This window comes from Dokdonella sp. (genome assembly GCF_049593775.1).
Taxonomy (GTDB): Bacteria; Pseudomonadota; Gammaproteobacteria; order Xanthomonadales; family Rhodanobacteraceae; genus Dokdonella.
On record NZ_JBAWHJ010000409.1, the window covers coordinates 1 to 8638 of the forward strand.

Consider the following 8638-nt stretch of genomic DNA (forward strand, 5'->3'; position numbering starts at 1 on the left):
GACCACAGCACGGGCTTGCCGATCTCGAACCAGCCTGATCTTGACTGGACATCCAGAACCAGTGACTGCCCTTGATCCTGAGCCATCATGGGAGCGTTCGCAGCAGGGATTGCCGAGCAGAGTCCAGCCAGGAATTTCAGACTTGATCCCGCATCGTGCAAAATGGCTCCGCATTCTCAGTCATGGTTCGTCAGTGCGGTCGGTCAAACCGCCAGGAGAAGTAGATGAAGTTCAATTCGCCCGGTTTTGCTGGAGCCTCCTGGCATCTGGCCAGACACGCCTTCTTCATGCTTTTGCTGGCATCGATCTCCGCGCATGCGGCACCCAAGACAGATATCGTCATCCTCAAGAACGGCGACCGCCTGACCGGCGAAATCAAGAAGCTGGAATACGGCGTGCTGACGCTGAGCACCGATTCGATAGGTACGGTCAGCATCGAGTGGCCATCGGTGGAAAGCGTTCAGACCAACCAGTTGCTGGAAGTCGAACAGACCGACGGTGCGCGCATGTACGGCCATGCCCCCGCTGCAGGGAGCCCGGGGAAACTGGATCTTGAAGAACCAGACGCCAGCGGCGATATGGAAGAGATTGCACTGGACTCGGTTGTCCACATCGTGCCGATTTCACAGGGCAGCTGGCTCGATCGGGTCGATGCAAATGTCAGTCTCGGCGTGAGCGCGTCTTCCGCGAACCAGGATCGCCAATACTCCGTGTCAGCGAACATCACATACCGAGAGCCGACACGGTACTGGAGCATCGACTACGACGGTTCGCGCACCAAGTCGACCAACAACGATGCATCTGCCAGCAACTACATCAACGCTCAGATCCGCTGGTTGCGGGCCAACCGCTGGTACTGGGCAGCGACAGGCAGCGTTACGACCAACGAACAGATTGATCTCAACTTGCGCACACTCGCCGGCGGCGGACTTGGCCGCTACTTGCTGCGCAGTGAGCATCAGGAACTGGTGGCGCTGGCCGGAATAGCAGGCAACCGGGAAAACTACACGGATGGCATCAACCAGGTGAGCACCGAAGCCGTGTTGCAAGTGGGCTACCAGTATTTCAGCTTCAATGATCCGAACCTTGAACTCTCGACCGGACTGATCCTCTATCCGAGCCTGACCATCGGGGGCCGCCTGCGCAGCCAGTTCGAAATCACCGGTAGCTACGAGATCGTCAAGGACCTCTACTATCAGCTTTCATACACGCGAAGCCATGACAGCAAACCACCGCAATCGGGCCTCGAGAAAACCGACTGGTCACTGACCAGTTCGTTCGGCTACAAGTTCTGACAGCGATCGAACAACCATCGCTCTGGGCAAGATGGATTGCCGCCTTCCGCCTGGCTATCATGAGCCTTGATCAGAACGCTTCTCCAATCGAGAAGTACAAGCCGCTGGAATCTTTGCCGACGGCATAGTCCACTCTGACATTGACGTTGAACTTGGTCGACGCCTTGAAACGCAGGCCGGTGCCGCCGGACGGCAACAGATCATCCGATTTGAATTCGCCGAATGACGGTGCAACTGCACCGACGCCAGCAAAGAAGACGACACCCCACCGCCGGGAAAATTCCCAACGGTATTCGGCTTGCGCGGCATACATGCTGTAGTCGCGATACTGGCCTGTCTCGTAGCCACGCAAGTCGCTGTTCGAACCGAACAGGCACAAGTCGAAGAACGGCGCATCAGATCCTGCCTGGCACACGGAGGCGCGCAGGGCCAGTACTGCGTTTTCTCCTACGCGCCCGTAGTGATTGATGGCTGCATCCAGCTTCGCGTAGTTGAGGTCCGAACCCCAACTATCCAGGTTCCACTGCGAAGTAGCGGTGACATAGAAGCCTCGGGTCGGGTAGGTTTCCGAATCGCGCGTGTCGAACTCGTACAGGAGGCCGGGACCGGCGAGACTGACGTCCAGTTCCAGGTCTGGAATCTCCAGGTCGGGGAACGGCGGCAACGATAGCGGCACCCGCGTCTTGACACCAACGGCGCGCAGGCGAATACCGAGATAGTTGGCCGGCGCGATTCTCCTGAGCAGGTCGACTTTCGCGAACGTCGGCGTCTGGTTGATTCCAATGGAGACATCCCGGCCGGCTGCCGCTTCTCCAACGCCATAGAAATTGAGTTCAAGATCGGCCCGACCGACTGCTGCAGTCGCGCGGTATTTGTCACCACCCAGATAAGCCTTTTGAAACAGACCAGCGCCACGACTTCCGTTGTCGGACCAAAGTGCGCCACCACCTGTCATCCATGGACGCGCGCTGCCCTCGGGTTGATAGAACGCGACAGCGGCCAGGACAAGGCCGCTCCCCAGGGCCGGATTGACCATCGGGATGGGCAAGACCACGAAACTGTGGCCACTCTCCTGATTGCTCGTGCCGAGATCTTCGGCTTCTGCCTGACCGGGACCCTTGTCCAGATGCATTTCCTGCGCACTGGCAACACTGGTCGCGAAAACAGTCGCCAACAGGAAGCTGGACAGCCGGGATGGGCACGCCAGCAGACTGGAGTTTCTTGATGGTTGCATCATGACAATGGCTTGAGATTCCGGATTGAAATCCAGTCAGCCTAACGCATCTGCCCGTATACGAAGCAAGCTGCCACTGTCGTGCGCACGACACCTTGCCCGGTAAAACTCATGCGTGAATCTGAATCGAACCTCGCTGCGAACCATCTCGCGGCCTGGAATATCATGGCGGCGCAGAGGCGCGAGCGCTCATGTCGGTCAGAAAACTGTACACGTCGTCGATTTCCTGATCGGTGAAATAGGCAAAGCGACCCCTGGCAACACCACTCATCATCCTGAGCTCGCGATCACCCAATGCTTTCCCGGTTCGCATCAAGTGCAGGAAGGCAGCCTTGTCGTAGGCCATGATGATGAGCAGATCTGGCGCCGTGTCCTCATCCCACGGCGAGTCTGCGCGAAGCCCGAATCCATGGCACTCGTTGCAAGTCGTCATCGCGATGTATTCACCGCGCGCGATAGCCGGATTTGAATCGCCGGATCGGTGCAGCGGCGGCACCAGATCCAGATAGGCCGGGATGGCTGCGTCCAGACCCCTGGCCATTTCCAGCCTGACCTCCCATGGCAGTGCTGCCTTCGGCAGTTGCCTGTCGACGACGGGCACCGTAGCCAGATAGGCATACATCGCAGCCACGTCTTCATCGAGCATGCGAACGAAGTTGTAGGACGGCATGGAATACAGCGCCTTGCCATCGCGCCCGATGCCATGCCTCAAGGCAGCCTCGAACGTTGCTGCTGTCTCGGTCCTTGCGTACACAGCAAGATCTGGCGCTACTGCATGCCCCCACATCTGCTGACCACCCAGATCATCACCGTGACAGCCCCTGCATCCACGCGTTCGCACCAGATGATCACCGCGCGCAATCGTCGAGGGGCTCGAATCAACAGGGAAAACAAAGGCTGCTGGACGTTCGAACGAGCCAAGGTGCCGCTCGCTGGCCAGGTAGACCCAGCTGACCAGACCCAAGGCAGCGACGCCGAATACCGCAGCAATCCTGATCAACCATCGCATGGCACGCACTCCAGGGAGCAGGTTACGTTCCCCGACCGGACCAGGACCAGATGCCCCACCCGGTCGCGTACAAATCAGCGGTTCGGCCAGCCCACGGTCACATCAAAAGTGGCTGCGCAATTCATGTCGGTATCGTTGTATGGCACCTCATGGGCCTCGCTGGTCAGTTTGCCGGCGATGCGCGTAGGCGTATTGATCTGCAGGATCACCTTGCCGTTGCCGCCGTCGAGCCCGGTAAGGACTCCATCTTTCGCCAGATACATGAGGTTGTCGATCATCGTCATCTCGTAGTCTCCGCCGACATGCCGCATTTGGATCCAGCCATCTGCGGTCGCGGAATGCTGCTTCTCGACCACGGTTCCGCGCGGACTGCCATGGGATCCTTCACCTGGCGGGCCCGCACACTCGATGCAAGCAGCCAGCGCCTTGCGGTCCAGCGGATTGGCAGTCAGGTAGATTTTCGTGGTCACGGCTCCACCTGCGTCTCGCGCATCGACAAAAGCAATGCCATCGCTGAACGCAATTCGCTTGCCATCCCTTTCACAGAAGCCCTGGATCGTGTCTGCGCGGACTGGCATGGCAAGTACGAGTAAAGCCATCAAGGTCAGGATTCGCATTTCGTCACCCTCAAGTTGCCTGAGCAAATTCCTTCCGGCAGCGCAAACAGCCTGCCTCAAGGAAACAGAACGCAAATGCCTGCCCTGAGGGGCCACATGCGGGGACGGTGGTCCTGCCTTCGTGCCCGACTGGAAGTGAGGCCGACCGGACCCGGGTCGCCATGGTCTGGATTGCCAGTTGCGCCGGCCCGTTACCGACCTCATCGCGCGCGCAGCCGGAGCACGGAGCGTCATTGGCAGCATGGAACCCGAGCTCCTTCCGCGCATGCCCGGCTACACCATGTGCCGCAGTATGGTTGGTGACATGACACAGGACATCGCCACGCTGGAGAGCGGTTCCACCACACAGCAGTGATCGCCCGAATCGGGAACAGTGCGGAAACCGGTTTTGTCGCGGATAGCCCGCTCGCTTTGCCTACCCGGCGACCAGGTCCGCACCGGTGGCTTGATCGTCATCCAAGTGCGCAGCGCAGATCAGCGCATGCGCATCTGGATCAACAGGACACGTGAGGAGAAAATTCCAGCGTCGAGATGCATCGAGCCATCGAGCGCTGCCATGGCTGAAATCCGTGTTTCAGTGATCGCCCTTGCCGGTCGCGGGCTTCTTGCTGCTTGCAGCTTTTACCGATTCGGACTGGTCGGGCGATACCGTGTCGGCTACCGACTTTTCGGTATCCGCATCGGCATCGGCTGCTTCCGGATTTGGCTGATCGACGTCCAGCGTGCGCAGTCGCACGTTGTCAGCCCAGCCTGCACCGCTATCGAGCAGCATGAAGCCGATTTCGATATGGCTGGTACCCAATGGCGCGATTCTGGTGATTGTCGCGTCGGCCCATCCGGCATCTCCCGTGACCGGTTTGGCACGTACCTGATCCAGGATATTGCTGTGGTTCTTGAACGTGAGAACCATTACCCAACCTTTCTTGCCGACATTCTCGCCTTTGAGCGCTGCAACAAGCTCAACCGTCTTGCCTGCGAGATCAGGAGTCTCCAATTGCTGCATGATCAAGCCATAGGCTTGTTCGGTCGTGCGCAACATGCGAATGCTGGCCTTGCCCTTGTCGACACTCTTTGTGTCACTGGTGATTTCGTAGGCACGTACGCCGGCGTGCTGAGTGCGCGACCAGCCGGGGATTCTATTGCCAACCATGACCTCTTCGAAATCGGGGTTGTTCAGAACCAGGTCGCTTGCCGCCGCACCGGTAGATGACAAAAGGATCGTCGCAAGCAGGAAAAATCTCGACATGGATGACTCCAGTACAGCGCATTCGGCTGGGGCATTGGTTGTTGATCCGCCAGCAGGCGAACGTGATCCCGCATTCTGGATTGAACCTCGTCAGGCGGCAAGTGAGCGTCAGTTGCGAGCTGGAATCCGGCATCTCCAATACCCGGTCGGGGCTGACGCCTGCGCGTGTCTTGCCTAAAGCCAGTCGCGCTCATCGATCGCCATGACGTCGGCTCCCATCCCCTGCTCGGTTTCACCCCGCATGTCCGAAATCGAGTGGCTTGCGAGCGCCAGAAATGCGTGCAGGGCGTCTCCGCCGACGATGTGCGTAGGCACGGCAAACTCTCAGGATGCAGCCCGCGCATGGGCTGAAACACGCCCTCGCCCCGGATTGCTCCGTGATAATATTTGCGCCCGAGAGCGATCCATTGACCATTCGAGGTCAAGATCCGGCGATTCGTCCTCGACAACGAGCATCCAGTTCCAATCAAGGAGATCCGGTTCATGCTTTCGCCAGCCCGTTCTATTTCGCTTCGCTGCGTGGCACTGCTGTGTGGTTTGCTGTTATCCACCGCCCTGCTGGCCCAGACCACCAGTGGCGCTCCCAAGACCATTGATGATCGACCGTGGCCGCATCAATACACGATCGATGGGACCGCCTTCACCCTCTATTATCCGCAGGTCGATTCGTTCAGCGGCAATCAGCTCAGCGGCCGCATGGCCATGGCGGTCAAGACCGGCACGGTCACCGGCAAGGATGGCAAGCCGCAGGACAAGCTTTCCTACGGCGGCATCTGGTTTGTCGCGCGCACCGAGACCGACAAGGAATCGCGCGAAGTGATGCTGGATGATTTCCGCATCGAACAGGCAAAATTCCCGACCGATGTCGACAACCAGGAAAAATACCTGGCCCTGGCGCGCAAAGTCATTCCCGGCATCCCGACCGTGGTCAGCCTCGACCATGTCGAATCGGCCCTGGCCATCAAGTCCGACAAGACCGCCGCTGGACAGCCTGTCGAAAACACCCCGCCGACCATCATCTTCGCGTTTGATCCATCTTTCCTGGTCAACGTGCAGGGCCCGCCTGCCTTGCGCAAATACGGCAGTGCCGGCGTCGAGCGCGTCATCAACACGAAATCCCTGATCCTGCGCGCAAACGACACCTTCTACCTGCGCTTCGCCGATCATTGGGCATCAGCTGACGCAACTGCCGGCCCATGGGTCGAGGCGACGAACGTGCCCGCCGCCGTGACCGAGGCGATGCAGTCTGCCGTAGGCGCAAAGCTGGTCGACGTCATGGACCACCCGCACGGTGACATCAAGCAATGGCTGGCCGAAGGCAAGTTCCCGGGAATCTACGTGGCGACCACGCCGACCGAGCTGATCGTTTCCAGTGGCGACCCCTCATTCACGCCAATCCCGGATACGAAGCTGCAGTACATGGACAACACCGACGCTGACGTATTCATCGACGGCAGTGCTGACAATGCCTGGTATGTCCTGGTTTCCGGTCGCTGGTTCACATCGCCGGCAAGCAAGGGACCATGGAGTTTCGTTGCTTCGGATGCACTTCCAGCCGATTTCGCCCAGATTCCGTCGGACAGCCCGAAAAGCGCCGTGCTCGCCTCCATACCGGGAACGCCCGAAGCCCAGGAGTCGCTGATTGCGAATTCGATTCCGCAGACAGCCACCATCCATCGTTCCAAGGCCAGCTTCAAGGCCACCTACGATGGTGCCCCGAACTTCGAATCGATCACTGGAACCAATCTCAAGTACGCCGTGAACTCCCCATCGGCGATCATCGAAGTCAATTCGGGTGACTACTACGCAGTCGACAAGGGAGCCTGGTTCACCAGCTCGACCGCAAACGGACCGTGGACAGTTGCCGATTCCGTGCCCTCGGAAATCTACAAGATCCCGACCAGCTCACCGCTGCATTATGTGACTTACGTGCAGGTCTACGGCAGCAAGGGCGACGACATCTTCGTCGGCTACACACCCGGCTACTACGGCACAGTCGTCAGCAACAACACCGTTGTCTATGGCACCGGCTACGGCTGCTCGCCATGGATCGGCGCATATTGGTATGGCTGCCCGGTCACCTATGGCCTGGGTACCGCATTTGGCTGGAGTCCCTACACCGGCTGGGGCTTCGCCTGGGGCTGGGGCTACAACCCGTGGTATTACCCGTGGTGGGGCCCGTTCGGCTGGGGCTATGCGTCCGCATGGGGCTGGGGCTGGGGCGGTGGCTATTGGGGCTATCCGGGCGTCTGGGGTGGCGCAGCCGCGTTCAACGTCTACGGAAGTTGGGGCAACCATGTCATCAGTGGCACCGGGGCGGCCTGGGCCAATCCATGGACCGGAAACTACGGCCGTGGATTTGCAGGCAATACATACAACAACCGAACCGGCGCACATGGCTATGCCGAAGGCGCACGCAACTACAACGCCTACACCGGCAATCTGACGTCGCGCGCACGTGGAACTTCCTATAACCCGAATACCGGACGTGTTTCCGCGGGCGGTGAATCCTCGGTACGCAATGCCTACACAGGCAGCGGAGCAGCAAGGGCCGGTGGAACCACATTCAACCCGAGCAATGACCGCAGCACTACGGCAGCCGGTGGTGCCGCCTACAACCGCAACTCCGCGGCAGCCGGCGGTGCCTTCCATTCAAGCGGCCCGGGTGGTGACGTTTCCGGCGCAGGCGGTGCTCGCTATGACCGCAACACCGGCCAGCTCAACACCGGTGGTGTCGCCCGTGCGAATGGCAACACCTACGTCGATCACAACGGCAATGTGTTCCAGCACGATTCCAGCGGCTGGTCGCAACACGGCTCAAACGGGCTCCTGAGCCCATCCCGCAACTCGCCGATGGATGGTGGGGTCGTTCATGATGACCTGGCCAACCAGCGCGGGTTCCAGCGCGGCGGTGGCGGTTTCGGAGACAACCGATTTGGCGGCGGTGGTGACCGGTTTGGTGACGGCGGAGACCGCTTTGGTGGTGGTGATCGTTTCGGCGGTGGCGGTTTTGACCGCGGCTCATTCGGCGGCGGGTTCCGCGGCGGCATGGGCGGTTTCCGTGGGGGTGGTTTCCGCGGCAGGCGCTGATTCGAAAAACCTGGGTGCCGCACCGAGCGCGGCATCCAGGACATCAGGCACCTCGTCGTCGCGACGCTGCTAGCCAGCGTCCCTCCGAGAAAGGCCGGCGCAGGCGGTGTTTCCGACTTGAGAGGGCTAGTCCGCCTGACTCTTGCT

8 protein-coding genes are annotated in these 8638 nt (G+C 59.9%); 3 read left to right on the top strand and 5 right to left on the bottom strand.

Annotation, left to right across the window (positions count from 1 at the left end; translation table 11 throughout):
- Positions 1–224: 224 nt before the first annotated feature.
- Positions 225–1295, top strand: a complete 1071-nt coding sequence (locus WBP53_RS14070) for a DUF481 domain-containing protein (RefSeq protein ID WP_423929979.1) — start codon at positions 225–227, stop codon at positions 1293–1295.
- Between the two features lie 70 nt (positions 1296–1365).
- Here WBP53_RS14070 and WBP53_RS14075 read toward each other — a convergent pair whose 3' ends face one another.
- The 3 genes from WBP53_RS14075 to WBP53_RS14085 all read right to left on the bottom strand — a co-directional run bounded on the left by WBP53_RS14075 (position 1366) and on the right by WBP53_RS14085 (position 4155).
- Positions 1366–2532, bottom strand: coding sequence for a BamA/TamA family outer membrane protein (locus WBP53_RS14075; RefSeq protein WP_423929981.1), 1167 nt, complete (start codon positions 2530–2532; stop codon positions 1366–1368).
- A 160-nt stretch (positions 2533–2692) separates the two neighbouring features.
- Positions 2693–3538 carry a c-type cytochrome gene (locus tag WBP53_RS14080; RefSeq protein ID WP_423929983.1) on the bottom strand — a complete coding sequence of 282 codons (846 nt, stop codon included), beginning with the start codon at positions 3536–3538 and terminating at the stop codon, positions 2693–2695.
- Positions 3539–3612: 74 nt separating this feature from the next.
- Positions 3613–4155, bottom strand: a complete 543-nt coding sequence (locus tag WBP53_RS14085; protein WP_423929985.1) for a hypothetical protein — start codon at positions 4153–4155, stop codon at positions 3613–3615.
- 178 nt (positions 4156–4333) lie between these two features.
- On the opposite strand from WBP53_RS14085, the gene WBP53_RS14090 reads away from it, so the two are divergent.
- Complete coding sequence (locus WBP53_RS14090) at positions 4334–4510, top strand: hypothetical protein (protein WP_423929987.1); 177 nt, start codon at positions 4334–4336, stop codon at positions 4508–4510.
- Positions 4511–4729: 219 nt separating this feature from the next.
- Here WBP53_RS14090 and WBP53_RS14095 read toward each other — a convergent pair whose 3' ends face one another.
- Both WBP53_RS14095 and WBP53_RS14100 read right to left on the bottom strand, forming a co-directional pair.
- Positions 4730–5401 carry a hypothetical protein gene (locus tag WBP53_RS14095; protein WP_423929988.1) on the bottom strand — a complete coding sequence of 224 codons (672 nt, stop codon included), beginning with the start codon at positions 5399–5401 and terminating at the stop codon, positions 4730–4732.
- Positions 5402–5575: 174 nt separating this feature from the next.
- Positions 5576–5716, bottom strand: a complete 141-nt coding sequence (locus WBP53_RS14100) for a hypothetical protein (protein ID WP_423929990.1) — start codon at positions 5714–5716, stop codon at positions 5576–5578.
- A 168-nt stretch (positions 5717–5884) separates the two neighbouring features.
- On the opposite strand from WBP53_RS14100, the gene WBP53_RS14105 reads away from it, so the two are divergent.
- Complete coding sequence (locus WBP53_RS14105) at positions 5885–8491, top strand: hypothetical protein (RefSeq protein WP_423929992.1); 2607 nt, start codon at positions 5885–5887, stop codon at positions 8489–8491.
- Positions 8492–8638: the final 147 nt, after the last annotated feature.